26 protein-coding genes are annotated in these 24,956 nt (G+C 70.1%); 11 read left to right on the forward strand and 15 right to left on the reverse strand.

What is annotated here, in order from left to right; translation table 11 throughout:
- Nucleotides 1-108: 108 nt before the first annotated feature.
- A complete protein-coding gene (locus tag GGQ83_RS04765; RefSeq protein ID WP_184382430.1) occupies nt 109-1,440 on the reverse strand; it encodes an ammonium transporter in 1,332 nt (443 codons plus the stop codon).
- A gap of 32 nt (nt 1,441-1,472) precedes the next feature.
- Nucleotides 1,473-1,811, reverse strand: a complete 339-nt coding sequence (locus GGQ83_RS04770) for a P-II family nitrogen regulator (protein WP_184382431.1) — start codon at nt 1,809-1,811, stop codon at nt 1,473-1,475.
- A 201-nt stretch (nt 1,812-2,012) separates the two neighbouring features.
- Here GGQ83_RS04770 and GGQ83_RS04775 point away from each other — a divergent pair, with 201 nt between their 5' ends.
- The 3 genes from GGQ83_RS04775 (at nt 2,013) to GGQ83_RS04785 (ending at nt 4,413) form a co-directional block, all read left to right on the forward strand.
- Nucleotides 2,013-3,245: a UbiH/UbiF/VisC/COQ6 family ubiquinone biosynthesis hydroxylase gene (locus GGQ83_RS04775; protein WP_184382433.1), complete on the forward strand. Its 1,233-nt coding sequence runs from the start codon at nt 2,013-2,015 to the stop codon at nt 3,243-3,245.
- Nucleotides 3,246-3,402: 157 nt separating this feature from the next.
- Nucleotides 3,403-3,744, forward strand: a complete 342-nt coding sequence (locus tag GGQ83_RS04780; protein ID WP_184382434.1) for a hypothetical protein — start codon at nt 3,403-3,405, stop codon at nt 3,742-3,744.
- Nucleotides 3,745-4,059: 315 nt separating this feature from the next.
- Nucleotides 4,060-4,413 carry a hypothetical protein gene (locus tag GGQ83_RS04785; protein WP_184382435.1) on the forward strand — a complete coding sequence of 118 codons (354 nt, stop codon included), beginning with the start codon at nt 4,060-4,062 and terminating at the stop codon, nt 4,411-4,413.
- A gap of 60 nt (nt 4,414-4,473) precedes the next feature.
- On the opposite strand, the gene GGQ83_RS04790 is transcribed toward GGQ83_RS04785, so the two are convergent.
- From GGQ83_RS04790 to GGQ83_RS04810, 5 genes are all read right to left on the reverse strand, one after another.
- A complete protein-coding gene (locus GGQ83_RS04790; RefSeq protein ID WP_184382437.1) occupies nt 4,474-6,051 on the reverse strand; it encodes an ABC transporter substrate-binding protein in 1,578 nt (525 codons plus the stop codon).
- Between the two features lie 131 nt (nt 6,052-6,182).
- Nucleotides 6,183-6,542: a gamma-butyrobetaine hydroxylase-like domain-containing protein gene (locus tag GGQ83_RS04795; protein ID WP_184382438.1), complete on the reverse strand. Its 360-nt coding sequence runs from the start codon at nt 6,540-6,542 to the stop codon at nt 6,183-6,185.
- Nucleotides 6,542-6,739, reverse strand: coding sequence for a Trm112 family protein (locus GGQ83_RS04800; protein WP_184382440.1), 198 nt, complete (start codon nt 6,737-6,739; stop codon nt 6,542-6,544). Before GGQ83_RS04800 ends, GGQ83_RS04795 begins: the two co-directional genes overlap by 1 nt.
- 9 nt (nt 6,740-6,748) lie before the next feature.
- The gene (locus GGQ83_RS04805) at nt 6,749-7,411 is read right to left on the reverse strand and encodes an LON peptidase substrate-binding domain-containing protein (protein WP_184382442.1); all 663 of its coding nucleotides are present in this window, start codon (nt 7,409-7,411) and stop codon (nt 6,749-6,751) included.
- A gap of 2 nt (nt 7,412-7,413) precedes the next feature.
- Complete coding sequence (locus tag GGQ83_RS04810; RefSeq protein ID WP_184382444.1) at nt 7,414-8,343, reverse strand: thioredoxin family protein; 930 nt, start codon at nt 8,341-8,343, stop codon at nt 7,414-7,416.
- A gap of 147 nt (nt 8,344-8,490) precedes the next feature.
- On the opposite strand from GGQ83_RS04810, the gene GGQ83_RS04815 reads away from it, so the two are divergent.
- From GGQ83_RS04815 to GGQ83_RS04830, 4 genes are read left to right on the forward strand one after another with little or no spacing between them, the layout of a single operon-like run.
- Nucleotides 8,491-8,790: an SH3-like domain-containing protein gene (locus tag GGQ83_RS04815; protein ID WP_184382446.1), complete on the forward strand. Its 300-nt coding sequence runs from the start codon at nt 8,491-8,493 to the stop codon at nt 8,788-8,790.
- Nucleotides 8,787-9,098 carry an SH3-like domain-containing protein gene (locus tag GGQ83_RS04820; RefSeq protein WP_311727238.1) on the forward strand — a complete coding sequence of 104 codons (312 nt, stop codon included), beginning with the start codon at nt 8,787-8,789 and terminating at the stop codon, nt 9,096-9,098. The genes GGQ83_RS04815 and GGQ83_RS04820 overlap by 4 nt, the downstream gene beginning before the upstream one ends.
- Nucleotide 9,099: 1 nt before the next feature.
- Nucleotides 9,100-9,702: a nitrile hydratase subunit alpha gene (locus GGQ83_RS04825; protein WP_184382449.1), complete on the forward strand. Its 603-nt coding sequence runs from the start codon at nt 9,100-9,102 to the stop codon at nt 9,700-9,702.
- Entirely contained in the window at nt 9,699-11,030 is a 1,332-nt protein-coding gene (locus GGQ83_RS04830) for an MFS transporter (protein WP_184382451.1), read from the forward strand. The genes GGQ83_RS04825 and GGQ83_RS04830 overlap by 4 nt, the downstream gene beginning before the upstream one ends.
- A 9-nt stretch (nt 11,031-11,039) precedes the next feature.
- On the opposite strand, the gene GGQ83_RS04835 is transcribed toward GGQ83_RS04830, so the two are convergent.
- Nucleotides 11,040-11,618 (reverse strand): YqaA family protein, encoded by a 579-nt coding sequence (locus GGQ83_RS04835; RefSeq protein WP_184382452.1) that lies wholly within the window; start codon nt 11,616-11,618, stop codon nt 11,040-11,042.
- 175 nt (nt 11,619-11,793) lie between these two features.
- Between GGQ83_RS04835 and GGQ83_RS04840 the strand changes: the two genes are divergently transcribed.
- The gene (locus tag GGQ83_RS04840) at nt 11,794-13,266 is read left to right on the forward strand and encodes an NAD-dependent succinate-semialdehyde dehydrogenase (RefSeq protein ID WP_184382453.1); all 1,473 of its coding nucleotides are present in this window, start codon (nt 11,794-11,796) and stop codon (nt 13,264-13,266) included.
- Nucleotides 13,267-13,271: 5 nt separating this feature from the next.
- Nucleotides 13,272-14,135 carry an intradiol ring-cleavage dioxygenase gene (locus tag GGQ83_RS04845; RefSeq protein ID WP_184382454.1) on the forward strand — a complete coding sequence of 288 codons (864 nt, stop codon included), beginning with the start codon at nt 13,272-13,274 and terminating at the stop codon, nt 14,133-14,135.
- A 160-nt stretch (nt 14,136-14,295) separates the two neighbouring features.
- Here GGQ83_RS04845 and GGQ83_RS04850 read toward each other — a convergent pair whose 3' ends face one another.
- From GGQ83_RS04850 to GGQ83_RS04875, 6 genes are read right to left on the reverse strand one after another with little or no spacing between them, the layout of a single operon-like run.
- Nucleotides 14,296-15,630, reverse strand: coding sequence for a TRAP transporter large permease (locus tag GGQ83_RS04850; protein ID WP_184382455.1), 1,335 nt, complete (start codon nt 15,628-15,630; stop codon nt 14,296-14,298).
- A gap of 3 nt (nt 15,631-15,633) precedes the next feature.
- A complete protein-coding gene (locus GGQ83_RS04855) occupies nt 15,634-16,173 on the reverse strand; it encodes a TRAP transporter small permease subunit (RefSeq protein WP_184382456.1) in 540 nt (179 codons plus the stop codon).
- 21 nt (nt 16,174-16,194) lie between these two features.
- The gene (locus GGQ83_RS04860) at nt 16,195-17,265 is read right to left on the reverse strand and encodes a C4-dicarboxylate TRAP transporter substrate-binding protein (protein ID WP_184382457.1); all 1,071 of its coding nucleotides are present in this window, start codon (nt 17,263-17,265) and stop codon (nt 16,195-16,197) included.
- Nucleotides 17,266-17,288: 23 nt separating this feature from the next.
- Nucleotides 17,289-19,685, reverse strand: a complete 2,397-nt coding sequence (locus GGQ83_RS04865; protein ID WP_184382458.1) for a xanthine dehydrogenase family protein molybdopterin-binding subunit — start codon at nt 19,683-19,685, stop codon at nt 17,289-17,291.
- Entirely contained in the window at nt 19,682-20,197 is a 516-nt protein-coding gene (locus GGQ83_RS04870) for a (2Fe-2S)-binding protein (protein ID WP_184382459.1), read from the reverse strand. Before GGQ83_RS04870 ends, GGQ83_RS04865 begins: the two co-directional genes overlap by 4 nt.
- On the reverse strand, nt 20,194-21,060 hold the full coding sequence (locus tag GGQ83_RS04875) for an FAD binding domain-containing protein (protein ID WP_184382460.1): 867 nt from the start codon (nt 21,058-21,060) through the stop codon (nt 20,194-20,196). The genes GGQ83_RS04870 and GGQ83_RS04875 overlap by 4 nt, the downstream gene beginning before the upstream one ends.
- A 98-nt stretch (nt 21,061-21,158) precedes the next feature.
- Between GGQ83_RS04875 and GGQ83_RS04880 the strand changes: the two genes are divergently transcribed.
- Together GGQ83_RS04880 and htpG are read left to right on the forward strand one after the other, a co-directional pair.
- Entirely contained in the window at nt 21,159-21,770 is a 612-nt protein-coding gene (locus GGQ83_RS04880; protein WP_184382461.1) for a TetR/AcrR family transcriptional regulator, read from the forward strand.
- A gap of 59 nt (nt 21,771-21,829) precedes the next feature.
- Nucleotides 21,830-23,683 (forward strand): molecular chaperone HtpG, encoded by a 1,854-nt coding sequence (htpG, locus tag GGQ83_RS04885; protein ID WP_184382462.1) that lies wholly within the window; start codon nt 21,830-21,832, stop codon nt 23,681-23,683.
- 131 nt (nt 23,684-23,814) lie between these two features.
- On the opposite strand, the gene GGQ83_RS04890 is transcribed toward htpG, so the two are convergent.
- Nucleotides 23,815-24,816 (reverse strand): LacI family DNA-binding transcriptional regulator, encoded by a 1,002-nt coding sequence (locus GGQ83_RS04890; protein WP_184382463.1) that lies wholly within the window; start codon nt 24,814-24,816, stop codon nt 23,815-23,817.
- Nucleotides 24,817-24,956: the final 140 nt, after the last annotated feature.

Genomic DNA, 24,956 nt, shown 5'->3' on the forward strand with positions numbered 1-24,956 from the left:
GGAGTGCGATCCGCGAAGGCGGCATCGCCGAAGCGGTGAATCGCCCTCCCGGCAATCTGGAGTGCGATCCGCGAAGCGGTGAATCGCCCTCCCGGCAATGCCCAGGCGTCAGCCCAGGCGTTCGCCGTGCTGCGTGACGTCGAGGCCCTCGCGCTCTTCTTCCTCGGTGACGCGCAGGCCCACGATCACGTCCACGATCTTGAAGAGGATGAAGGAAGCCACCGCGGTGAAGACGAAGGTCGCGGCCACGGCGTAGAACTGCTTCACCAGCTGCTCCATCGAGCCGCTGATGCCGGCCGGGTCCGCCGTGGTGGCCGACAGCGCGCCATACGCCAGCACGCCGGTCAGCAGCGCGCCCACGATGCCGCAGACGCCGTGAACGCCGAAGGCGTCCAGGCTGTCATCGTAGCCCAGCGCCTTCTTGAGCGCGGTCGCACCCCAGAAGCCGAACAGGCCGCCCACCACGCCGATGATCAGCGCGCCGTCCGGCAGCACGAAGCCGGCCGCCGGGGTGATGGCGACGAGGCCCGCCACGGCGCCCGAGATGGCGCCCAGCACCGACGGCTTGCCCTTGAACATCCACTCGGCCAGCAGCCAGGAGAGGGTGGCGGCGGCGGCGGCGAGGTGCGTCACCAGCATGGCCATGCCCGCACGGCCGCCGGCACCGACGGCCGAGCCCGCGTTGAAGCCGAACCAGCCCACCCACAGCAGCGAGGCGCCCACGACGGCGAGGCCCAGGTTGTGCGGCGACATGTTGTCCGTGCCGTAGCCCAGCCGCTTGCCGATCACGATGGCGCCCACCAGGCCGGCCACGCCCGCGTTGATGTGAACGACCGTGCCGCCCGCGAAGTCGAGCGCGCCGAGGGCGAAGATCCAGCCGTTCGGGTGCCACACCCAATGCGCCACCGGCGCATAGACCAGCAGCGTCCAGAGCGAGATGAACACCAGCAGGGCGGAGAACTTGATGCGGTCCGCCAGCGCGCCCGTGATGAGGGCGGCCGTGATCACCGCGAAGGTGCCCTGGAAGGTGATGAAGACGCTTTCGGGGATGGTGGTGGCCACCGCGCTGTCACCGCTGCCCAGGGTGAAGGGCGCGCTCCAGTTGGTGCCCACGCCCGCCAGCATGAAGCGCGACAGGTCGCCGATATAGGCGCCGCCCTCGCCGAAGGCGATGCTGTAGCCGGCCACGACCCACAGGACGGAGACCAGCGCGCACACCACGAAGGACTGCGCCAGCGTGGACAGCACGTTCTTCTTGCGGACCATGCCCGCATAGAACAGCGCGACGCCGGGGATGGTCATCATCAGCACGATGGCCGTCGAGATGAGCATCCAGGCGGTGTCGCCCGTGTCCACCGTCGCCTCCTGCGCGAAGGCGGGCGCGCCAGACAGCGCCAGCAGCGGTGCGGCCATGAGCGCGCCGCGCAACCAGGACTTCATGTTCGGAATTCTCCCAAGGTTGGGCGCGCGCATCACAGCGCCGCCGCGTCGGTTTCGCCGGTGCGGATGCGGAGCGCGCGATCCACATCCAGCACGAAGATCTTGCCGTCACCGATCTTGCCGGTGCGGGCGGCGGCGGAGATGGCCTCGACCACCGCGTCCACCATCTCGGCCGGCACCGCGACCTCGATCTTGAGCTTCGGCAGGAAGCTCACCTGGTATTCGGCGCCACGGTAGATCTCGGTCTGGCCCTTCTGCCGCCCGAAACCCTTCACCTCTGTCACCGTCAGCCCCTGCACGCCGAGCGGGGTGAGCGCGTCGCGCACCTCGTCCAGCTTGAAGGGCTTGATGATCGCCATCACGAGCTTCATCAGCCTGCCTCTCTCCCGATACGCGGCGGTGCCGCACCGCCGGTCAACCTACGGGTATCCAAATCCCGTGCCATTCGGTTCGGGCACGATTCATCGGGGGGTTGCGCGGGGGTTGCCTGTTTTGCGTGCAGAGTGACCCCATGCCACGGCGTCGGAACGCCCGACTCTTGCGCGTTCACGGAATCAACTAAGCTGTCGCTCATGAACCAGACGCTCGAAACCGAAGTCGCCATCCTGGGCGCCGGCCCCGTGGGGGCCACGCTGGCCGCCGCCCTCTCCGCCCGCGGCGTGCCCTGCGCCATCCTGGACGCCGCGCCCCTGCCGCCCATGGAACTGCAGGGTTTCGACGGGCGGGCCTATGCCATCGCGCTGGCCTCGCGCCGGGTGCTGGAGGCTGCGGGCATCTGGGACCGCCTGCCCACCACCCCCTGTCCCATCCAGGGCATCAAGGTGGCCGATGGGCGCATCGGCGAACGCCCCTCCTCGCTGGACCTCGACTTCGAGGCGGCCGAGGTCGCCGAAGACCCCTTCGGCTGGATGGTGGAGGCGCGCGCGCTCAGGGTCGCGCTCAACGCCCGCCTGCCCGAGCTGCCGGGCGTGCAGGTCTTCGCGCCCATGACGGCCGAGGTGGCGCGCGACGCGGACGGCGCCACCCTCACCCTGCGCGACGGGCGGCGCCTGCGCGCGCGGCTGGTGGTGGGGGCGGAGGGGCGCAATTCGCCGCTGCGCGCCTCGGCCGGCATCGGAAGCGCGCGGCACGACTACGGGCAGATCGGCATGGTGGGCGCCTTCGCCCATGAAAAGCCGCACAATAACCGCGCGCTGGAGCTGTTCCTCCCGGCCGGCCCCTTCGCGCAACTGCCGCTGAACGACCAGCACGAGTTCGGCACCAGCCACCTGCCGCACGCCTCGGCCTTCGTGCTGGCGGAAAGCCGCGGTGTCGCGCAGCGCCTGCTGGCCATGGACGATGCCCGCTTCAAGCGCGAACTCCAGCGCCGCCTGGGCGACTGGCTGGGCGAGATCGAACCCATCGGCCGCCGCTGGTCCTATCCGCTGACCGCCATGCACGCGCTGCGCTACACGGCCGAACGCATGGCGCTGGCCGGCGATTCCGCCCATGGCATGCACCCCATCGCGGGGCAGGGGCTGAACATCGGCTTCCGCGACGTGGAATCCCTGGCCCGCCTGGTGGGCGACGCCCATGCCGCCGGCGAGGATGTGGGCAGCCCGGCCCTGCTCCGCCGCTACCAGGCCGAGCGCCGGCCCGATGCGCTGATGATGATCGGCGCGACCCACGCGCTGGAGAAGCTGTTCGGCAACGACATCGGCGTGGTGCGGCTGGCGCGGCGGCTGGGCATCGCGGCCGTGGACCGCATCCCCGCGCTGAAGCGCGCCTTCGCGCGGCAGGCCATGGGGTTGCCCCTGCGCGCATGAAGCTGTCACGGAGGTGACGTAAAAGTTTCATTCACACGGGCTATGATGGCTGTTCGCGTCGCGAATTGGCGGTTTGGCGCGGCATTCCCAGCTTCCTGGACAAGGGGACCACAGGGTCCCGCGGCCTCCGGGCCGTCATTTCGACAGGAGTTTGGTCATGACCGTGAATATCCGCACCCTCGCCGCCGGCGCCGCCCTGCTGCTGGCCCCCGCCTTCGCCGCGCCCGCCCTGGCGGCGGACAGCGTGGTGGTGTCGCCCCAGTTCGGCACCCCCGCCTATTCTTCGGACAACCGCAACGTGGTGGGTGGCGGCGAGGCCCGTCTGGTCGGCTCGGGCGAAAGCCAGCGGGTGGTCCATATCGGCCCCACCCAGGCGCAGGAGCCGGTCTTCGCGCATATGGTCGGCACGGGCGAGGATGCGCGCATCATCTACAGCGCCACGCCCGACCGCGCCCAGGCGCTGAGCGAGGCGGGCTACCTGCCCGGCACGCGCGGCTGATCCAGGCAAGGCGCTGAAACAGGGGGCGGCGGGGCGAAGGCCTCGCCGCCCTTCGTGTTGAGCCTTCCAGGCGCCGACAGGTGGCACCTGCGCGCGGACGATGCCCGCAGCCTGCGCGGCATCGGCCCGGCATGCCCTCGGGCATGCCCTTGACCGCATGGCGCCATGAGCATGTGGACGTCCATGCTCCATTGGCGATGGTGATGATGATCCTTCACGGTCGTGACTTGAAAGATACCGACCGGTCACTCACATTGGGCGGCAACGGGATCGTCGATCCCATCGGCCCAAGGGCCACCCCGACAGGAGACCACCATGACCATCAACTTCCGCACCATCGCCGCCGGCGCCGCCCTTCTGCTGGCGCCCGCCTTCGCCCAGGCGCAGGAGAGCGTCGCCTACCCCCGCGACTTCGGCACGCCCACCTATCAGGCGCCGCAGGGCTCCAACGTGCTGGGCGCCAACGTGCTGGGCGGTGGCGAGGCTCGGCTGGTCGGCAACGGTGAGGACGCCCGCGTCGAATACACCGGCCCCGTCCGCAGCCAGGCGCCGATCTACTCGCACATCGTGGGCTCGGGCGAGGACGCGCGCATCATCTACAGCGCCTCCCCGGACCGCGCGACGGCATTGAGCGAGGCCGAGCGCGCGACGCGCGGCCAGCGCGGCTGACGCGCCGGGCAACCGGCTCAAGGGGGCGGCGGGGCGAAGGCCTCGCCGCCCCTTTTGCGTTCAGCTCTTGCTGACGCCCCAGAAGAACGGCACCGGCGCATTGACGATGCCCTGCACGTTCCGGCGGAAGGCGGTGGGCTGGATGATGGTGCCCAGCGGCACGAAGGGCACGCTCTCGAAGGCCCGCGCCTGGAGCGCCATGGCGATGCGCTGGCCCTCCGCCGGGTCGGTGGCCGCGATGAATTGCGTGCGCAGGCTTTCGATCTCGGGGTCCGTCGGCCAGCCGGCCCAGGCGGGGGCGCCATGGGCGCGCAGCGGCAGATGCAGCGCCGGACCCGCGACATCCAGCCCCACCCAGGAGGTGTGGAAGATGCTCCACCCGCCCCGGTCCGGCGGGTTGCGGTTGGCGCGGCGGGCCAGCAGGGCGGACCAGTCGGTCGCCACCAGCTCCACATTCATGCCCATGCGGCGCAGCAGGTCGGCCGTCACCTGCGACATCTGGCTGTTGGCCGGGTTGTCCATGGCGGCCAGGATCACCACCGGCTCGTTGTTGTAGCCGGCCTCGCGCAGCGCCGCGCGGCCGCGTTCGAGGTTGCCCGGCATCACCCCCGTGCCCTGGTCCGTGCCGATGGGCGTGCCGCAGGCATACATGCTGCGGCACAGCGCCGAATATCGCGGGTTGCCCACCACCGCGTCGAGATAGGCCTGCTGGTCCGTCGCCATCAGCACGGCGCGGCGGATGGCCGGGTTGTCGAAGGGCGGGTGCAGCTGGTTGAAGCGGATCATCATCAGCGAACCCATCGGGTCCGTGATCTCGATGCGGACGTTGCGGTTGCGCGAGATGACCGGCAGCAGGTCGAAGCTGGGCTGCTCATACCAGTCCACCTCGCCCGTCTGCAGCGCATTGGCGGAGGTGGAGGCGTCGGGGATGATGCGCCACTCCACCCGGTCCACCAGCACGCGCTTGCCGCCGGCCGCCCCGGAGGAGGGCTCGGCGCGCGGCACATAGCCCGCGAATTTCTCGAAGGCGGCCAGGCTGCCCGGCACCCACTCGTTGCGCAGGAAGCGGAAGGGGCCGGAGCCCACCGTCTCGTTGTTGGGCACCTGCGGGTCGGAGTTGCCCACGCGCTCCGGCACCACGAACAGCGCCTGGGTGGAGAGCTTGCCCAGACTGTCCAGCATCAGCGGGAAGGGCTGCTTGAGGCGCATCTCGAAGTCGCGGTCCGAGGTGGCGCGCATCTCGTCCATCACGGTCATGAGCGTCTGGCCCATGGTGTCGCGGGCGCCCCAGCGCTTGATGGAGGCGATGGCATCCACCCCGCGGACGGGTTCGTTGTCGTGGAAGCGCAGTCCCTCGCGCAGGCGGAAGCGCCAGGTCCGGCCATCGGCCGAGGTCTCGTGGCTTTCCACCATCTGCGGCTGCACCTTGAAGTCGGTGTCCACCGCGAAGAGCGTGTCATAGACCATGAAGCCGTAGTTGCGGACGATGTAGCCCGAGGTCGCCACCGGATCCACCGCGCCCAGATTGGCGTGCGGGATGAAGCGCAGCGCGCGGGCGGCGGCGCCCTGGGACAGCGCGGGGGTGGACAAGGCGGCAAGCCCGGTGCTGGCGAGGAAGGCGCGGCGGGAGGTGGCCATGGTCGGTCTCCGGTCTAGGTGCCCGGGGAGGGGACCACGCAGGAAACCGTCATCGCAAGGCGAAACTGACTCTTTTTGAGGCGAATCCCCAATGCGGGGTCATGTCTGCCCGATGTGCGGGCAAGGCTGCCTTAGCGCCCCGGCGGGTCCCGGCTCAGCCCCTTCTCCGCCAACGCCACCTCATAAGCCGCCCAGCGCGTGCCTTCCTCCTCGCCCAGCTTCCGCAGCCAGGCCCAGGAGTAGATGCCGCTGTCGTGCAAATCGTCGAAATGCAGCCGCACGGCGTAATGCCCCACCGGCTCGATCTTCATGATGCCCACATGGCGCCGCCCGGCGATGAGGCGCTTCTGCTCGGGCGAATGGCCCTGCACCTCGGCCGAGGGGCTCTCCACGCGCAGGTATTCCGCGCTCAGCGCGAAGCGCGCGCCATCGTCGAAGGCGATGTGCAGCACACGGTCCGCCGCGCGGTAGCGCAGCTCCGTTACCGTCATCAGGGCAGCTTGCGCGCCTGGTCGGGCAGCATGATGGGAATGCCGTCGCGCACCGGATAGGCCAAGCCCGCGGCGTCGCTGATCAGCTCGCCCCGGTCGCGGTCATAGCGCAGCGGTTTCTTCGTGACCGGGCAGACCAGGATTTCCAGGAGCTGCGGGTCCACGGCGCCGCCGGCGGGAGGGGGGGTCTGGTTCATGGGAAAGTTCTAGCTGGGCCGCGCATCGGGCGGAAGGTCGCCGCCATCATGGGCGTCCATCCGCAGCAGGGTGACGAGGGTGGAGACGCGCTCGGTCAGGGTCGGAGCCTCCAGCAGCGCCTGCTTTTCCGGGATGGCGAAGGGGCAGACCATGGCGAGCGTGGTCACCAGCGTGGGCCCCGACATCTCCTCAATGGCGGACCAGTTGGCCTCGATGCCCTTGGCCGCGAAATAGGGGCGCAGCGCGTCCAGGATCTCCGCATGGGGCACCGGGTCCACGGGCGGGTCGAGGTCGGCCAGATAGGCGTCGTAATCCGCCCGCACGCGGCGATAGCCGCGCCGCATCTCGATTTCCTCGGCCACGCGGAAGCGCAGCACGCCGGTCAGCGTCACCAGCAGCCGCCCATCCTCCGTCTCCGAGAAGGAGGAGACGCGGCCGAGGCAGCCCACCCCATAGGGGACGCTGCCGCGCTCGCCGCGCGGCTTGGACGGGTCGCCCTGGATCATGCCGAACAGCCGGCCATGCGCCAGGCTGTCCAGCGTCATGGCGAGATACCGCGGCTCGAAGATGTTGAGCGGCAGCCGCCCGCCCGGCAGCAGCAGCGCGCCGGACAGCGGGAAGATCGCGATCTCGGCGGGAAGCTGCTCCGGCGCGGGCTGGAAAGGGTCCATGCTCAGCGGAACAGGATGGTCGAGAGGCCGCGCCGGGCCTTCATGGTGGCGGGGTCGTCGAAGCCCCAGGCCTCGAAGAACTTGAGAAGCTGCTTGCGCGCGGCCTCCTCGTTCCAGGCGCGGTCGCGGCGGATGGCCTCCAGCAGCGCGTCGGCCGCCTCCTGCCGCTTGTTCATGCCGGCCAGCGCCACGGCGAGCTCGATGCGCGCCTCATGGTCATCGGGGTCGGCGGCGATGCGCTGCTCATACTGGCCGAGCATGCCCGCGGCCGCGCGGCCCTGGGCCGCCAGTTCCATGGCGGCGCGCACGGACGAGATCTCGGGGTGGGCCTTCAGCTTGTCGGAGAGGCTGTCGAGCATCTGCTGGGCCTGCTCCTCCTCCTCCAGCGCGATGAGGCAGCGGGCGAGGCCGGCCAGGGCCTCGGCATTCTCGGGTTCCTGCTGGGCGAGGCCCGCGAAGAGTTCGAGCGCGCCCTGGGCGTCGCCGGCTTCCAGCAGGGCCTTGGCTTCCGCCAGAATCTCGGTGGCGGGCATCTGCCCGCCGGCGAGCTTGAGCAGGTTCTCGATGAACTTCTTCACCTCGCCCTCGGGCAGGGCGCCCTGGAAGAGGTCCGCGATCTGCCCCTTGTAGAAGGCGGCGACCGTCGGCACCGATTGCAGCGGCAGGCCGAGCTGGGCGAGCTGCTGGACGAGGGCCGTGTTCTTGTCGATGTCGATCTTGACCAGCTTCACCCGCCCGCCGGCCGCGCGCACCACCTTCTCCAGCGTCGGCGTCAGCGTCTTGCAGGGCCCGCACCAGGTCGCCCAGAAATCCACCAGGACCGGCACCTCGCGCGAGGCGTTGATGACGTCCTGCATGAAGGTCTTCTGGTCGCCATCCGACACGGGGTCGGGGCGCTGGGACGGGTTCTGGGGGTCGAGGATCACTTCCATGGGAATTTCCTGGGGCCGCCTGTAGATGTTCCGGCGCAGGGATAAGGCAAGAGCGGCATCTTGTCTTGTCCGGTTGTCCCGTATGGGGCGCGCGACAACCCGTCCGGACCATTGCGGCGGCGGCCCAGCCATGGCTAGCATCCCTTCATGGACAGCCCCGACCCCGATCGCCCCGCGACCCACGACCTCGGCGGAAACCCGCGCTTCCGCTGCACCCCCGTCGAGCCGGATGACGACGCGCCGCCCAGCGCCTTCGACAAGCGGGTGGACGCCGTGCGTTCGGTCCTGCGGGAGAAGGGGTTGTTCACCGTGGACGAGATGCGCTTCAACATCGAGGCGCTGCATGAAACCGAATATTTCGGCCTGACCTATTACGAGAAATGGCTGCGCTCGGTAACGGCCGTGATGGTCCGCAAGGGTGTCATCACCTGGGAGGACATCAAGTGAGCCACGGTGTGCAGGACGTGGCCGAGGCCCGCTTCGCCCCCGGCGCGCGGGTGCGGGTGAAGCCCGGCCGGCCCGAGCGCATCGCCCCCATGCACCTGCGCACGCCGCACTATGTGCGCGGGCGCGAGGGCGTGGTGACGCGCGCGCTGGGCCGCTTCCCCAACCCCGAGGACCTGGCCTTCGGCCGCCCGGGCACGCCGCGCATCCTCTACCATGTCGAGTTCGCGCAACCGCCCGTCTGGGGCGAGGGCGAGGCCGGCGACACCGTGCTGATCGAGATCTTCGAACATTGGCTGGAGGAAGCCTGACATGGCCGGAACCCCGCTGCCCGAGAGCGTCGAACTCCTGGACAAGCTCGTCGCCGCGCTGAAGCGCCGGGGCGTGCTGGTGGAGGAGGACATCGTCCGCTGCCAGACCCAGGCCGAGCGCGCCCAGCCCGAAACGGGCGCCCGCATGGTGGCCCGCGCCTGGCTGGACCCCGAATTCCGCGCGCTGATGCTGCGCGACGGCACCGCCGCCGCCGAGGCCTTCGGCGTGGGCATGAAGGGCGCCCCCCCGCTGGGCGTGCTGGAAGATACGGACAGGCTGCATCACCTTGTCGTGTGCACGCTGTGCTCCTGCTATCCGCGCGCGGTCATCGGCTACCCGCCGCACTGGTACAAATCCGCCGCCTATCGCGCGCGGGCGGTGCGTGAGCCGCGTGCCGTGCTGGCCGAATTCGGCACGGTGCTGCCGGCGGGCGTGCAGGTGCGCGTGGTGGACAGCACGGCCGACTACCGCTGGATGGTGCTGCCCACCCGCCCCGCCGGGACCGAAGGCTGGAGCGAGGAGCAGCTCGCCGCCATCGTCACGCGCGATTGCCTGGTGGGTGTCACCCTCCCGCAGGCGGAGAAGCGTCAAATCGCGGCGTGAGTGGCTCCGACGCCGATGGCCTGCCCCCCGGACGGCGGGGGCTGGCCTCGGCCTGTATCGCCGCCGGCATCACCGTCACCGTGCTGGACGCGGCGATGCTCAACATCGCCCTGCCTTCCGCCGCGGCCGATCTCGGCCTGACGCCGGCCGAGGCGGTCTGGATCGTCAACGCCTACCAGATCACCGTGGTGGGCACCCTCATCCCCATGGCGGCGCTGGGGGAAATCTTCGGTTTCCGCCGGGTCTGGGCCTGGGGGCTGCTGGTGTTCTCGCTGGCGGCCATGGTGTGTTCGGTCGCGCCCAGCTTCGAGGCGCTGCTGGCCGCGCGCATGGTCCAGGGCCTGGGCAGTGCGGCGGTGATGAGCCTGACGGCGGGGCTGGTGCGCCACACCTATCCGGCGGCGCAACTCGGCCGCGCCATCGGGGTGAATTCCATGACGGTGGGGTTGGCCTCGGCGGCGGGGCCAAGCCTGGGCGCGGCCGTGCTGGCCGTGGCGCCCTGGCCCGCCGTCTTCATCGCGCATGTGCCGCTGGGCGTGGCCGCGCTGATCCTCGGCCTGAAATTCGTGCCCCGCGTGCCGGGGCGCCGGCGGCCCTTCGACATCACGGCGGCGGGGCTGAACGTGGCCGCCTTCGGCCTGGTGTTCCTGGGGATGGATTTGCTGCTACACGCGCCCTGGGTGGCGGTGCCGGCGCTGCTGGGAGGCATGCTCTGCGCCGCGGCGCTGGTGCGGCTGGAAATGGCGCGGCCCGTGCCGCTGCTGCCGCTCGACCTGCTGCGGATCCGGGTGGTGCGCTTCGCCGTCTCGGCCTCGGTGCTGATGTTCGCGGCGCATATGCTGCTGGTCATCAGCCTGCCCTTCCACCTTTCGGCGGCGGGGTTCAGCCCGGTGCAGATCGGGCTGATCATCACGCCCTATCCGCTGGCGGTGGGGTTGCTCGGCCCCATCGCGGGGCGCTGGGCGGACCAGGCCAATTCGCCGCTGACCTGCGTGCTGGGCGGCGTGTTTCTCGCGACGGCGCTGGTCATCCTGGCGGTGGTGCCGCCGACCATGGTCTGGGCCGTGTGCGGGGCGCTGCTGCTGGCCGGGATTGGCTTCGCCGGGTTCCAGTCACCCAACAACCGCGCCATGCTCTCGGCGGCACCCCGCGCGCGGGCAGGCAGCGCGGGCGGCATGCAGGCCACGGCGCGGGTGCTGGGGCAGAGCACCGGCGCCGTCACCGCCGCCGCCTGCTTCACCCTGGCGGGGCCGTGGCTGGGCTTCCTGTGCGGGGTGGGATTCGCGCTGGCGTCCAGCACTTTGAGCCTGGTGCGGGGGAGGGGTTAGCGGCTGGCGCTACAGGAACCGCAGCGCCACGAACCCGCCCACCAACAGCACCACGAACAGCGTGAACATCAGCCCCAGCCGCTTCTCGATGAATTGCTGGATGGGTGGGCCGAACTTCCACAGCAGCGCCGCCACCAGGAAGAAGCGCAGCCCCCTTGCGGCGATGCTCGCCACGATGAACACCGGCAGCGACAGCGCCGTGGCGCCCGAGAGGATGGTGATGACCTTGTAGGGGAAGGGCGTCACCCCGGCGATAAGCACCGCCCAGGCGCCCCATTCGTTGTAATGGCTGGAGAATTCCTCGAAATAGGCCGCCTTGCCGTAGAACTCCAGCACCGGCCGGCCCAGCGTCTCGAACATGCCGTAGCCGATGAAATACCCCGCCACGCCCCCCAGCACCGACGTCACCATGGCCACCCCCGCGATGACGAAGGCGCGCGAGGGCCGGGCGATGATCATGGGAATCATCAGCACGTCGGGCGGGATGGGGAAGACGGAGCTTTCCAGGAAGGACACCACCGCCAGCGCCCAGAGCGCATGCGGCGTGCGCGCGAGCGAGAGTGTCCAGTCATAGAGGCTGCGAATCATTCCAGGAGGCGTCCTCGGCCAGGGCCCGGCGCGAGGCCGGGGGTGGTTGCCCGGGGCGGGAACCCGCAGACGCCCCGGCCCTTAACACCGAAGGCGGGTGGGGCGCCATGCCGGGCGGCGCTGACAAATGCCCTTTGCCCGGCCTATCCTGCCCGCAACACCGGAGGACAATGCCATGCTCGACGCCACCGCGAAGCTGCCGCTGAAGGACCCCTCGCTGTTCCGCGAGGCCAACCTCATCAACGGCGAATGGGTCCAGGCCGACAGCGGCAAGACCGTCGCTGTCCGCAACCCCGCTACGGGCGAGGTCATCGGCCATGTCCCCGCCATGGGCGTGGCCGAGACGCGCCGCGCCATCGAGGCCGCGCACGCCGCCTTCGGCGCCTGGCGCAAGCTGCTGGCCAAGGAACGCGCCGCCATCCTGCGCCGCCTGCATGACCTGATGCACGCGAACGCCGATGACCTGGCCGCCATCATGACGGCCGAGCAGGGCAAGCCGCTGGCCGAGGCCAAGGGCGAGGTGGCCTATTCCGCGAGCTTCCTCGAATGGTTCGCGGAGGAAGCCAAGCGCGTCTATGGCGACACCATTCCGCCCAACGCGCCGGGCCGCCGCGTCATCGTGATGAAGGAGCCGATCGGCGTCTTCGCCGCCATCACGCCCTGGAATTTCCCGAGTGCGATGATCACCCGCAAGGCCGGCCCCGGCTGGGCCGCGGGCTGCACGGGCGTGATCCGGCCCGCGAGCCAGACGCCCTTCTCGGCGCTGGCGCTGGGCGTGCTGGCCGAGCGCGCGGGGATGCCGCCCGGCGTGTGCAACGTCATCACCGGGCCCGCCGCCGCGACGGGCGGGGAGCTGACCTCCAACCCGCTCGTGCGCAAGTTCAGCTTCACGGGCTCCACGGAAGTGGGGCGGCAGTTGCTCGCGCAATGCGCCACCACGGTGAAGAAGACCAGCATGGAGCTGGGCGGCAACGCGCCCTTCCTGGTGTTCGAGGACGCGGACCTCGATGCGGCGGTGCTGGGCGTCATGGCGTCCAAGTATCGCAACACCGGGCAGACCTGCGTCTGCGCCAACCGCATCCTGGTGCAGTCGGGCGTCTATGACGAATTCGCGGCCAAGCTGAAGGAGGCGGTGGAGGGATTGAAGGTCGGCAACGGGATGGAGCCGGGCGTGACGCAGGGCCCGCTGATCAACGCCGATGCGGTTGCCAAGGTGGAGGAACACATCGCCGACGCCACGTCGAAGGGGGCCAAGGTGCTGACCGGCGGCAAGCGCCACGGAAATGGCGGCAATTTCTTCGAGCCGACCATCCTGACCGGCGTGCCGGCGGGTGCCCTGTGCTTCCGCGAGGAGACCTTCGGTCCCGTCGCCCCGCTCTTCCGCTTCGAAACGGAGGAGGAGGGCATCGCTCTCGCGAACGACAGCGAATTCGGCCTGGCCGCCTATTTCTACGCGCGCGACGTGGGCCGCATCTTCCGCGTGGCCGAGGCGCTGGAGAGCGGCATCATCGGCATCAACGAGGGCATCATCTCGACCGAGATCGCGCCCTTTGGCGGCGTGAAGCAGTCCGGCCTGGGCCGCGAGGGCAGCAAATACGGCATCGAGGACTATCTCGAGATCAAGTATCTTGCCCTGGGCGGCGTCTGACCGCCATGCGCGACTTCGACGAGGCCAGCATCACCGAGGCGGTGCTGGCCCGTTTCGAGACCACGCCCGACCCACGCCTGCGCCAGGTGATGCAGGCGCTGGTGCGCCATCTGCACGGCTTCGTGCGCGAGGTGGAGCCGAGCTTCGAAGAATGGCAGGCGGCAATTTCCTTCCTCACGCAGACTGGCCAGAAATGCGACAACACGCGGCAGGAATTCATCCTGCTGTCGGACACGCTGGGCGTGTCCATGCTGGTGGACGCCATCAACCACCGCCTGCCGGAGGGGGCCACGCCCACCACCGTGCTCGGCCCCTTCCATGTGGCGGGTGTCGCGGAAAAGCCGCTCGGCAGCGTGCTGGCGCAGGGCGTGGGCGGCGAGCGGCTGCACGTCTCGGGCCAGGTGACGAGCGCGGATGGCACGCCGCTGGCGGGCGCGCTTCTGGACATCTGGCATTCGGACGCGGAGGGCTTCTACGACGTGCAGCGCGCGGAAGGCCCGGTGCCCGAATTGCGCGCCGTCTTCCGCACCGACGCCGAGGGCGGCTTCCACTTCTGGACCATCACCCCCACCGCCTATCCCGTGCCGACCGATGGCCCGGTGGGCGCCATGCTGGAGGCCACGGGCCGCCACCCCATGCGCCCGGCCCATGTCCACTTCATGATCAGCGCGCCCGGCCACGAGACGCTGGTGACGCATGTCTTCGCCGAGGGCGATGAATACCTCGACAGCGACGCGGTCTTCGGCGTGAAGGACGCGCTGGTGGTGCCCTTCGCGCCGCAGCCGCGGGGCGTGGCGCCGGACGGCACGGTGCTGGACGCGCCCTGGCGGGTGCTGCGCTATGACTTCGCGCTGAAGAAGCTGGGGTAGCGTCCGATCGCCTTCGGTGGAACACCGGAGGCGTGAATCGGCCGCGTGGCAAAGCGTCCGATCGCCTTCGGTGGAACACCGGAGGCGCGAATCGGCCGCGTGGCAAAGCGTCCGATCGCCTTCGGTGGAACACCGGAGGCGTGAATCGGCCGCTCGGGCTTCAGCCCACCAACGCCGTCGCGATGGCCGGCACGAAGGCGATCAGCACCAGGGCGGCGCCCATCACCAGCACATAGGGCAGGGCGCCGGCGAAGATCGTCTCCACCCCCACCCGCGGGTCGCCGAGCGTGGCTTTCACCGTGAAGACCGAGATCCCGAAGGGCGGCGTCAGCAGCCCCATCTCGACGGCGATGATGACCATGATGCCGAAATGGATCAGGTCGAACCCCATGGCCTGCGCGATGGGCGCGCCGATCGGCACCATGATCAGCAGGATGGAGGTGCTGTCCAGGATCATCCCCATCAGCAGCACGATCACCACGAAGGCGGCGAGGAAGCCGTAGGGGCCGAGGCCCATGGTCTCCACCATCTCGCCGATGGCCTGGGGCACGCCCGCCATGGAGAGCATGCGCGAATAGAGGCTCGCCGCCACCAGCAGGAACAGGATGGAGGCGGAGACCAGCCCCGTCTCGCGCAGCACCTGCCAGAAGCGCGCCCAGCCCAGCTGCCGCCGCGCGAGTGCGATCACCAACGCGCCGGCCGCCCCCACCGCGCCGGCCTCGGTCGGCGTGAAGAAGCCGGTGTAGAGCCCGCCCAGGATCAGCACCACCAGCGAGAGGATGGGCACGGCCTTGGCCACCATCTCGCCCACCGGCATGTCGCGTTCCGGCATGTCACGTTCCGGCGGGGCGGGCGCGGGGGCGGCGGCGGTCATGATCTGGTGCGGGAAGAAGGCCGCGCGCACCCAGATCAGCGCGACGAAGCCCAGCGCGATGAGGAGGCCGGGCAGGATGCCGGCGATGAACATGCGCCCGATGGAAACCTCGGCCAGCACGCCATAGACGATCATGAGCAACGAGGGCGGGATCAGCATGCCCAGGATGGAGCTGCCCGCCACCGTGCCCGTGGCGAAGCGCAAGGAATAGCCATGCCGCACCATCTCCGGCACCGCGACCTTGGTGAAGACGGCGGCGGAAGCGATGGAGACGCCCGTCACCGCCGCGAAGATGGCGTTCGCCCCCACGGTCGCCATGCCCAGCCCGCCGCGCACGCGCCGCAACAGGGCCTGCGCCACCTCGAAGGTGTCGCGCCCCACATTGGAGACGCTGACCAGCAGACCCATCAGCACGAAGAGCGGGATGGTGGCAAACAGGTAGTCCTGGATGCCTGAATAGGTGGACATGGCCGTGAAGCGGAAGGCCAGGTCCGGATTGTCGCGGATGAGCCAGACGCCCACCGCCCCCGTGCCGATGAGCGTGATGCCGATGGGCAGGCCCAGCATGATGAGGCCCACCATGACGCCGATCAGCGTGAAGCCCAGCGTGATGTCTTCCATCGCTCAGCGTCCCCGGATGGCATTTGGCAGCAGGGCCAGGTGCGCGATGGCGCCCGCCGCACCCCCCAGCACGATCAGCGCGCGGAAGGGCCAGGTGGGCACAGTGAAGAGGCCCTGCACGCCGAAGAATTCCCGCAAGGCCAGCGAATTCCACACACCGGGCCAGGCCGCCCAGGCGATGAACGCCATCACGGCCGCACCGACCAGCAGGAACACGACCTCCATGGCGCGGCCCAGCGCGGGCGCCGTGCGGACGATGCGGTCAATGAGGAAGTCGGCCCGCGTCATGCGGCGCTGGTAGATGGTGGCGCCGATCTGCAGGAAGACGATGCCCACCACGGAATGCGCCGCGATCTCGGCGACGCCCGTGATGGGCGCGTTCAGGAAGGAACGCCCGATCACATCCGCGCAGATCAGCAGCATCAGCCCGAAGGTCCAGATGGTGCCGATGGCGGCCAGCGCATCGAGCGCGAGCCGCACCGGGTCGAAGCCCCGCGGTCCGGGCGCGGCGTCCAGCGCCGCCATGTTCGTCTCATCGGCCATGGCGGCGCTTTCCTTCCGGCTTCAGGCGGTCACTTCGCGGTCCCAGTCGCGGCCGGGCGTCTGGCCCGCGCCACGGATGGCGGCGAAATAGGCGTTCAGCACGTCGCGCGAGGCGGGGCCGGAACTGCGCGCCCAGGTCTGCGCGATGTTGGGCAGCCCGCTGATCCAGCGCTGGCGCTCGGCGGGGGCGAGCGTGGTGATGATGGCACCCTTCTGCACCATCTCGGCCTCGGCGGCCGCGATGCGCGAGGACACGTCCTGGATATGCGCGACGGTGCTGGCCTTGCCCGCCGCCGTCATCGCGCGCCGCACCGGCTCGGGGAAGCGGCCGAAGCGCTGGCGGTTGGCCGCGATGCCGCCCACATACATCGCGCCCACATCGCATTTGCAGATGTGCCGCGCGACCTCATAGACGCGCGTGGGCAGGATACCCACGAAGAAGGAGAGCGCCCCTTCGGACACACCCGTCTGGATGTCCGTGTAGTAGGTGGTCAGCGCGCCATCCACCGGCGTCGCCCCTGTGCCGGAGAGCCAGTTCGCGCTGGTGCCGGGCGCCGAGATCTTGCGGTTCCGCAGATCGTCCAGCGTCCGCACCGGGAAGGTGGACCAGATGTGGTAGGTGTCCGTGATGAAGGACGACAGCGGCACCATGTTCAGCGAGGACCAGTTCTCGCGGATGGCCGGCACGTTCTCGTTCATCGCCTCGAAGGCATTGGCCACCACGGCGTGGTCGCCGGTGGCGAAGGGCGTGAAGTAGGTGACGTTCTGGAGGGGCATGGTGCTGCCCTCCCACAGCGTGCCGACATAGCCGATGTCGGTGATGTTGTCGCGCACCGCCTCCATCGTGTCCTGGAAGCGATAGAGCGTGCCGCCATAGGCCTCGCGCCAGTTGATGCGGTGGGTGTTGCCGTTGTCGCGCAGGAATTTTTCCGTCTCCGGCTGGAAGACGTTCTTCATCATGGACACCCAGAAGTTGGCTACCGGGTGGGATGAGGCGATGGTGACGTTGAGCGCCGTCTGCGCCTGCGAATGCACGGCGAACAGCGGCAATGCGGCGGCGCCTGCCGCCAGGCTGCGGCGATGGATGGACATGTTGTTTCCTCCCGTTCCCGGCATCAGATGCGGCCCAGCGCGGCCAGGATGCGCGCGGGGGTGAAGGGTTGTTCCAGCACGCGCGCACCCAGCGGCGCCAGCGCGTCATTGATGGCGTTCATCAAGGCACCCGGCGCGCCCGCCGTGCCGGCCTCGCCCGCGCCCTTGGCGCCAAGCAGGCTTTCCTTCGTGGGCGTCTCGACATGGCCCACATGGATGTCCGGCATCTCGGCCGACATGGGCACCAGGTAGTCGGCCATGGTGGTGGTGAGCAAATTGCCGCGCTCGTCATAGACGCAGTGTTCGTAGAGCGCGCCGCCCAGCCCCTGCACCACGCCGCCGCGCACCTGCTCATCCACCAGCAGCGGGTTCACGACGCGGCCGCAATCCTCCACCACCCAATGCTCCAGCAGCTTCACCATGCCGGTGTCGGTGTCCACCTCGGCCCAGCAGGCCTGGATGCCGTTGGTGAAGGCGAAGGGGTATTCCTTGGTGATGAAGTGGCGCGTCTGCACCAGCTCGCGCGGCAGGTCACGCGGCAGGGTGTCGCCGCGGAAATAGACGATGCGGCCGAGTTCGTGCAGCGACATGCGCTGGGCGCCGCTCGCGCGGTCGGTGATGTGGCCCATCACGATGTCGAGACTCTCGGGTGCCGCCTGGAGCATGGCGCCCGCCACCTCCAGGATCTGCGCCTTCAAGGCCAGCGCCGATTGCAGCGCCGCCTCGCCGCCGATGCCCGCCCCGCGGCAGGCCCAGGTGCCGCCGCCATAGGGCGTGTTCAGCGTGTCGCCGGTGATGATCTTCACGCGCTCCACCGGCACGCCCACGCCGTGGGCCACGATCTGCGCCAGGATGGCTTCGGTGCCCTGGCCCTGTTCCGTGACGCCCGAGGACGCCACCACGGAACCATCCGGGTCCATCCGCACCGTGCAGCCATCCTGTGCCGAGATGCGCGCGCCGCCGATGCCATACATGAAGGGCGAGGGGTTGGTCAGTTCGATGAAGGCCGCGAAGCCCAGGCCCCGGTGCACGCCTATCGCGCGCTGTTCCGCCTGGTCCGCGCGGATGCGCGCCACCGGCACCATCTCCAGCAGCTTGTCGAGGCTCGCATGGTGCGACAGCCCCTCGAAGCGCATGCCGGGCGGCGAGGTGAAGGGATAGGCGTCGTCGCGGATCATGTTGCGCCGGCGCAGGTCCAGCGCGTCCATGCCGAGCTCGCGTGCCGCCATCTCGACCAGCCCCTCGGTCACGGCGGTGGCAATGGGGTGGCCGACGGCGCGATACTGGCAGGTGGGCGCCTTGTTCTGCAGCACCACGCGCGTCGTGCAGCGGTAATGCGCGAAGTCATAGGGCCCGCCCACCAGGTTCACCACCTGGTTGCCCTCCATAGCCGAGGTGCGCGGATAGACGGAATACGGCCCGATGCCCGTCAAATCATCCACGTCGAAGCCGATGATGGTGCCGTCCGCATTCACCGCCATGCGCGCCTTGATGCGATGGTCCCGCGCATGGATGTCGGAGGCGAAGCTCTCGAAGCGGTCGGCGATGAACTTCACCGGGCGCCCAAGCACGCGCGCCATGGCGGCGACGGCCACCTCGTCCGGATAGACATGCACCTTGATGCCGAAGCTGCCGCCCACATCCTTGCAGATGACGCGGACCTGGCTCTCCTCCAGCCGCAGGTGCTTCGCGAATACGTTCTGCATCATGTGCGGCGCCTGGGTGGCTTGGTGCACCGTCAGCATGCCGTCCGCGCGGTTGTAGTCCGCGATGATGGAGCGGGGTTCCAGCGTCACGCCCGTGTGGCGACCCGTGACGAAGGTGGCCTCCACCACCTTGTGCGCGGCGGCGAAGGCCGCGTCCACATCGCCCTTGGTGGCGGTGCGGGTGAAGACCAGGTTGTCACCCAGCTCGGGGTGGATCACCACGGTGCCGGCGTCCAGCGCCGTCTCCATGTCGGTCTGGGCGGGCAGGGGGTCCCAGTCCACCTCGATGGCGGCCACGCCATCCTCGGCGGCGGCGCGGGTGTCGGCCAGCACGGCGACCACCGCCTCGCCCTGCCAGGTGGCGCGGTCCAGCGGCAGCGGGTGCTGCGGCGCGGACTTCATGCCCTTCAGGTGGTCCAGCACCGCCACCCAGGGGTCACAGACCTTCGCCAGGTCGGCGCCGGTGAAGACGCGCACCACGCCCGGCACCGCCAGCGCCGCCTCGATGCGGATGGCGAGAATTCGCGCATGCGCGTGCGGGCTGCGCAGGAAGGCCGCGTGCAGCATGCGCGGCAGCACCACGTCATCCGTGTAGGTCGCGCGGCCCTGAACCAGCTTGGGCAGGCTTGGCCGCGGCACCGAACGGCCGATGTAGGAGTTGGGCAGATCCTCGCGCGAGAGGCCGATGCTGGCCGGCGTGGGAATCTCGTTCATCGGCGGGCCTCCCGCGTGCGATCACCTCGGCCGGCATCGGCCGAGGTGTGAATCGCCCGCTCCGAGAGCGTTGCGGCTACCGCCTCCACGATGGCCTGGTAGCCGGTGCAGCGGCAGTAGTTGCCGGCGAGATGCTCGCGGATCGCGGCGCGGTCGGCATCGGCGTGGTGGGCCAGGATGTCGGCCGCCGCCATCACCATTCCCGGCGTGCAGAAGCCGCATTGCGCGGCGTTTCTCGCCACGAACTGGTCCTGCAAATCGGCCACCTCGCCGCTGTCGGTCAGGCCCTCGATGGTGGTGACCTCGGCGCCGTCCAGGCTGGCGGCCAGCACCAGGCAGCCGCGCACGATCTCGCCATCCACGCGCACCGTGCAGGCGCCGCAGACCCCATGCTCGCACCCGGCGTGCGAGCCGGTGAGGCCGAGGTCCAGCCGCAGGAAGTCGATCAGGTGGCGGCGGGGTTCGACATGGCGCGTCACGCGCTCGCCATTGACGGTCAGGGTGATCATCATGCGGCCTGCTCCGTGGCGGGCGTGAGGGATTGCAGCGCGCGGCCCAGCAGCACGCGGCAGAGGTGGCGCTTCATGGCGGGCGGGCCGTGCAGGTCGGCCGGCGGGTCGAGGTCCGCGTCCAGCGCGGCCTGCGCGGCGGCGATGGCGGCGGCATCCAGCGCGCGGCCTTCCAGCGCGGCATTGGCGCGCGTGGCCAGCACCGGGCCGTCGCCCACGCCGAAGAAGGTGAGGCGCGGGGCGGTCACGCGGCCATCCGCGCCGAGGTCCAGCACCGCCGCCAGCCCGGCCATGGCATAGTCGCCGCTGCGCCGCGCCACTTCCAAAATCACCGCGCGCTGCGACGGCCCGGCCAGGGGAAATTCCACGGCGGCGATGATCTCGCCCGGTTCCAGCGCCGTGGTCAGCAGCCCGGTGAAGAAGTCGGTCGCCTTCACGCGCCGCTCACCCCCCTCGCGCGCCAGCACCAGCGTGGCGTCCAGGGCCACGGCGCAGGCCGGCAGCTCGGCGGCCGGGTCGGCATAGGCCAGGCTGCCGCCGATGGTGCCGCGGTTGCGGATGGCGGGGTGGGCGATGTGCGGCACGGCCTGCGTCAGCAGCGGCGCGTGGCGCGCCACCAACGCATCCCGCCCCAGCTCCGCATGGCGGGTCAGCGCGCCCACGCGCAGCACGCCGCCCGTGACGGAGATGCCGCGCAGTTCGGGAATGCGGGTGATGTCCACCAGCGTGCCGGGCTCGGACAGGCGGAAGGCGAGGGTGGCCAGCAGCGTCTGCCCGCCCGCCAGGATTTGCGCCCCATCCCCCAGCGCGCGCCACAGCTCATCCAGGCTCGACGCGCGCAGATATCCCAGTGCGGGCCACTTCATGAACGCTGCTCCCTGCGCGAGACTTGCCGCCACGCGCCACTTGTTGATCAATTGATCAGCGGCGGGCAGCATGTTGTCAAGCGAGAGGAAGCAGAGGTTTGGACGGACCCCCGCCGCCATCGCCACGCCGCCGGCTGGAGCCCGAGGCGCGGCGCGAACAGATCCTGGACGCCGCCGTGGCCCATTTCGCCGAGGTGGGGCTGGGCGGCACCACGCGTGACCTCGCGCGACGCGCGGGCGTGACCCAGGCGCTGGTCTACCAGTATTTCGGCAGCAAGGCGGAGCTGACCGAGGCCGTCTTCGCCCGTGTCTACCTGGGCCGGCTGGAACCCGGCTGGCCCGACGCCATCCGCGACCGCGCCACCCCTATCGAGGCCCGCCTCTGCGCCTTCTATGCCGAATACACCCGCGCCATCTTCACCTATGAGTGGATGCGCATCTTCATGTGGGCGGGGCTGACCGGCGAGGTGCTGAACCGCCGCTACCTCGACCATGTGGGCGAACGCCTGCTGGCGCCGCTGCGCGAGGAGATCGCGGCGAGCCCTGGCCTCATGGCCCCCTCCATGGAGGACATGTGGAACCTCCATGGTGGCATCGTCTATATCGGCATCCGCCGCTTCATCTACCATCTGCCCACGCCGGAGGACCCCGCGCCGGCCATCGCCTCCGCGGTGCGGCGCTTCCTGGCGGGGCTTGCCGCGCCCGCTTGAATCCGGGCCGCGCGCCGCGCATATCGCCGCCGCCCAAGACCTTTGTTGAGGACCAGATCATGACCGAATCCGTCGAACGGCACAGCTTCGGCGCCGAGGTGGGCCGGCTGCTGGACCTGGTGGTCCACGCCCTCTACTCCGAGCGCGAGATCTTCCTGCGCGAACTGGTGGCCAACGCCGCCGACGCGGTGGACCGCCGGCGCTTCGAGGCGCTGACCAACCCCGACCTCTCCCTGCCCGACGCGCCGCGCGTGCGCGTGGTGCCTGACAAGGCGGCCCGCACGCTCACCATCAGCGACAACGGCATCGGCATGGACAAGGCCGAGCTGGCGCAGCATTTGGGCACCATCGCGCGTTCCGGCACGCTGGCCTTCACCCGCGCGATGGCGGAGAGCCAGGCCAGCGACAAGCCCAGCCTCATCGGCCAGTTCGGCGTGGGCTTCTACTCGGCCTTCATGGTGGCGGAGCGGGTGGAAGTGACGTCGCGCCGCGCGGGCCAGCAGGAAGCCTGGGCCTGGGCCTCCGAAGGGCGCGGCGAATATACTTTGGCGCCGGCCACGCGCGAGGAGGCCGGCACCGACATCGTGCTGCACATGAAGGCCGACGCTGAGGAATTCCTGGAACCCATCCGCCTGCAGACCATCATCCGCAAATGGGCGGACCACATCACCCTGCCCATCATGGTGGTGAAGGATGGTGAGGAGCAGGCGGCGAACGAGGGCACGGCACTTTGGCGCAAGCCCAAGTCGGAGATCACCGAGGAAGCCTACGCCGATTTCCACCGCCATCTGGGCCATGTCTTCGACACGCCCTGGGCCACGCTGCACTGGCGCGCCGAGGGCACGCTGGAATTCACCGCGCTGTTGTTCATCCCCGGCATGAAGCCCTTCACGCCGGTCGAGGAGGCGCGCGAAAGCCGGCTGCGCCTGCATGTGCGGCGGATGTTCATCACCGACGAGGCGGCCCTCCTGCCGCCCTGGCTGCGCTTCGTGACCGGCGTGGTGGACACCGAGGACCTGCCGCTGAACGTCTCGCGCGAGATGCTGCAGGCCACGCCCGTGCTCGCCCGCATCCGCCGCGCCGTCACCGCCCGCGTGCTGTCCGAGCTCAAGACCCGCGCGAAGGACGCCGAGGCCTACACGCCCTTCTGGGAGAACTTCGGCGCCACGCTGAAGGAAGGCGTTTGGGAGGATGCCGAGCACCGCACGGAACTGGCCGGCCTGCTGCGCTTCCGTTCCTCCGCGCAGGAGGGTTGGACCTCGCTCGCCAACTACGTCGCGCGCATGAAGGACGGCCAGCAGGAGATCTACTTCCTGGTGGGCGATGACGCGGCGGCCCTGGCGAAATCGCCCCAGCTGGAGGGCTTCCGCGCGCGCGGGCTGGAAGTGCTGCTGCTCTCCGACCCCATTGACGCCTTCTGGCCCGAGCGCCTGGCGAGCTTCGAGGGCAAGGCGCTGCGCAGCATCACCCAGGGCCAGGTGGACCTCTCCGAACACAAGGTGGAAGGCGAGCCGGCGCCCGATCTCGCCGCGCTCCTGCCCCTGCTGCGCGAGGCGCTGAAGGAGGATGTCGCCGCCGTCGAGGAAACCGCGCAGCTCGTGGACAGCGTCGCCGTGCTGGCCGCCCAGGCCGGCGCGCCCGATCTGCAGATGCAGCGCATGATGCGCCGCGCCGGCCGCGCCTTCGGGCCGGACCGTGCCGTGCTGCGCCTCAACCCGCGCCATCCGCTGGTGCGCCGCCTGGCAGCAGGGGCCGAGGCCGGCGAGGACGTCACGGAGATGGCCGGGATGCTGCTCGACCTCGCGCGGGTGCAGGATGGCGACGCCCCGCGCGACCCCGCCGGCTTCGCGCGGCGCGTGGCGGCGGCGCTGGCAGACGTCCGATCGGCTTCGGCGGAATCGCCGGAGCCGTGAATCGGCCGTCCAGAAAGCGTCCGATCGGCTTCGGTGGAATCGCCGGAGCCGTGAATCGGCCGCTCGGCAGGCGTCCGATCGGCTTCGGCGGAATCGCCGGAGCCGTGAATCGGCCGCCCAGAAGGATCTGATCAGCCCAGCCGCGCCGAGCCCCGCCGCACCACCCGGGCGCCCAGCGTGATGGTCTCGTCGGGGGCGAAGGGGTTGGCGATGCGCGCCTCCAGCAGGTCCAGCGCGCGCGTCACCATGGCGGAGAGCGGCTGGGCCGCGGTGGTCAGCGCATAGGCGGGGCGGGCGGCCTCGGCGATGTCGTCGAAGCCGGTGACGGAGACATCCTCCGGCACGCGCAGCCCGCCGGCGCGCAGCGCGTCCATCACGCCCAGCGCGATGATGTCGCTGACGGCGAAGACCGCATCGGGCCGCACATCCACCAGCCGCTGCCCGGCCGCATAGCCGGCCTCGTAGGAGGACACCGCCTCCTCCCGTGCCACCGGGGTGAGGCCGGCCTCGGCCAGGCGTTCCAAGAAGCCGTGCTCCCGCTCCAGCCCCGGGGAGCTGCGGCCCCCCACATGCACCACGGCGAAGCGCCGGTGCCCGGCCTCCAGCAGCAGGCTCGCCATCTCGCGCGCCCCGGCGCGATTGTCGCAGGTGACGGCGCTGGCGTGCAGCCGCGCCACGCGGCTGACCATGACGACGGGCACGCGATGCCGCGCGCAGATTTCCGCCGCGCGCGAGGACAGGTCCGCCGAGGTGATGAGGCAGCCATCGAGCTGATAGCCGAGGATGGCGCCCGCCGTGTCCTCGTCCACCGCGCCCTCGCCCGCATGCATCACGAGGAAGCGCAGCCCGCGCGTCGCGGCCTCCTGCACGGCCAGTTGCAGAAGCTGGGTGTAGAGCGGGTTCTCGGTGGGCCCCAGCGCCAGGCCGATCAGGCCGCTGCGCCCGGAGGCCAGGCCCCGCGCCACGGCATTGGGCAGGTAGCCCTCCTCCGCCGCCAGGGCCGCGATGCTGCGGCGCACGGATTTGGAGATGCGCGGATCACCCCGCAGCGCGCGCGAGACGGTGGAGGGCGAAACGCCGGCGCGGCGCGACAAGGTCACGATGGTCACGCGTGGGCCGTTGCTGTCGTCCATGCCTGTCTCTGTTCTCCATGCGGCGGGGATGCGCAAGCGTCAGCGCAGCTTACCGCAAGCTGGCACCAAGAAGGCACGCAAAACCTCGGAAAAATTTGTGCGAACGTTTGCGCAAAACCGCTGGACGTCTCCCCGCCCCC

Source organism: Roseococcus suduntuyensis (assembly GCF_014196305.1).
GTDB lineage: Bacteria > Pseudomonadota > Alphaproteobacteria > Acetobacterales > Acetobacteraceae > Roseococcus > Roseococcus suduntuyensis.

Excerpts from the sequence above, each read along its gene's own strand:
- GGQ83_RS04780 (WP_184382434.1), top strand. The coding sequence starts at position 3,403 with ATGACCGTGAATATCCGCACCCTCGCCGCCGGCGCCGCCCTGCTGCTG.
- GGQ83_RS04770 (WP_184382431.1), bottom strand. The coding sequence starts at position 1,811 with ATGAAGCTCGTGATGGCGATCATCAAGCCCTTCAAGCTGGACGAGGTG.
- GGQ83_RS04790 (WP_184382437.1), bottom strand. The coding sequence starts at position 6,051 with ATGGCCACCTCCCGCCGCGCCTTCCTCGCCAGCACCGGGCTTGCCGCC.
- GGQ83_RS04850 (WP_184382455.1), bottom strand. The coding sequence starts at position 15,630 with ATGGAAGACATCACGCTGGGCTTCACGCTGATCGGCGTCATGGTGGGC.
- GGQ83_RS04890 (WP_184382463.1), bottom strand. The coding sequence starts at position 24,816 with ATGGACGACAGCAACGGCCCACGCGTGACCATCGTGACCTTGTCGCGC.
- GGQ83_RS04805 (WP_184382442.1), bottom strand. The coding sequence starts at position 7,411 with ATGGACCCTTTCCAGCCCGCGCCGGAGCAGCTTCCCGCCGAGATCGCG.
- GGQ83_RS04800 (WP_184382440.1), bottom strand. The coding sequence starts at position 6,739 with ATGAACCAGACCCCCCCTCCCGCCGGCGGCGCCGTGGACCCGCAGCTC.
- GGQ83_RS04825 (WP_184382449.1), top strand. The coding sequence starts at position 9,100 with ATGGCCGGAACCCCGCTGCCCGAGAGCGTCGAACTCCTGGACAAGCTC.
- htpG (WP_184382462.1), top strand. The coding sequence starts at position 21,830 with ATGACCGAATCCGTCGAACGGCACAGCTTCGGCGCCGAGGTGGGCCGG.
- GGQ83_RS04815 (WP_184382446.1), top strand. The coding sequence starts at position 8,491 with ATGGACAGCCCCGACCCCGATCGCCCCGCGACCCACGACCTCGGCGGA.
- GGQ83_RS04765 (WP_184382430.1), bottom strand. The coding sequence starts at position 1,440 with ATGAAGTCCTGGTTGCGCGGCGCGCTCATGGCCGCACCGCTGCTGGCG.
- GGQ83_RS04835 (WP_184382452.1), bottom strand. The coding sequence starts at position 11,618 with ATGATTCGCAGCCTCTATGACTGGACACTCTCGCTCGCGCGCACGCCG.
- GGQ83_RS04840 (WP_184382453.1), top strand. The coding sequence starts at position 11,794 with ATGCTCGACGCCACCGCGAAGCTGCCGCTGAAGGACCCCTCGCTGTTC.
- GGQ83_RS04855 (WP_184382456.1), bottom strand. The coding sequence starts at position 16,173 with ATGGCCGATGAGACGAACATGGCGGCGCTGGACGCCGCGCCCGGACCG.
- GGQ83_RS04795 (WP_184382438.1), bottom strand. The coding sequence starts at position 6,542 with ATGACGGTAACGGAGCTGCGCTACCGCGCGGCGGACCGTGTGCTGCAC.
- GGQ83_RS04845 (WP_184382454.1), top strand. The coding sequence starts at position 13,272 with ATGCGCGACTTCGACGAGGCCAGCATCACCGAGGCGGTGCTGGCCCGT.
- GGQ83_RS04865 (WP_184382458.1), bottom strand. The coding sequence starts at position 19,685 with ATGAACGAGATTCCCACGCCGGCCAGCATCGGCCTCTCGCGCGAGGAT.
- GGQ83_RS04860 (WP_184382457.1), bottom strand. The coding sequence starts at position 17,265 with ATGTCCATCCATCGCCGCAGCCTGGCGGCAGGCGCCGCCGCATTGCCG.
- GGQ83_RS04810 (WP_184382444.1), bottom strand. The coding sequence starts at position 8,343 with ATGGAAGTGATCCTCGACCCCCAGAACCCGTCCCAGCGCCCCGACCCC.
- GGQ83_RS04775 (WP_184382433.1), top strand. The coding sequence starts at position 2,013 with ATGAACCAGACGCTCGAAACCGAAGTCGCCATCCTGGGCGCCGGCCCC.
- GGQ83_RS04785 (WP_184382435.1), top strand. The coding sequence starts at position 4,060 with ATGACCATCAACTTCCGCACCATCGCCGCCGGCGCCGCCCTTCTGCTG.
- GGQ83_RS04875 (WP_184382460.1), bottom strand. The coding sequence starts at position 21,060 with ATGAAGTGGCCCGCACTGGGATATCTGCGCGCGTCGAGCCTGGATGAG.
- GGQ83_RS04870 (WP_184382459.1), bottom strand. The coding sequence starts at position 20,197 with ATGATGATCACCCTGACCGTCAATGGCGAGCGCGTGACGCGCCATGTC.